This window comes from Streptomyces lushanensis, from assembly GCF_001700515.1.
Taxonomy (GTDB): Bacteria; Actinomycetota; Actinomycetes; order Streptomycetales; family Streptomycetaceae; genus Streptomyces; species Streptomyces lushanensis.
The window spans coordinates 215-503 of record NZ_MAUD01000718.1; the positions used below are offsets into that span (position 1 = coordinate 215).

At 76.1% G+C, this 289-nt stretch carries 1 pseudogene; it reads left to right on the forward strand.

The features are described 5' to 3' along the window. A pseudogene (locus BFF77_RS32600) lies at positions 1 to 289 on the forward strand (hypothetical protein); the annotation flags it as partial.

Consider the following 289-nt stretch of genomic DNA (forward strand, 5'->3'; position numbering starts at 1 on the left):
GCTGGAGCGCGCGTCGGGCCAGGGAGCGGATCCGGAGGCGGACCGAGAGGTGCTGGTCGGCCGGTTCCGGGTGCCGCACGAGATCGGACGCGGTCCGTACCGCGTCGGTGTGCGGTGCGAGGACGGCCGGCACATCACCCGGGAATTCTTCGTGGAGCGCGACCGCGAGCCGCGCGGCCCCGTCCGATCGGGGATCGGCGGCAGCGTCGGTCCCGACACCACCCAGATCGCGGTGGGAGCGGCCGTCGTGGCCGCTGCCGCCGTCGGCGGGACCTTGCGCCTGCGCCGC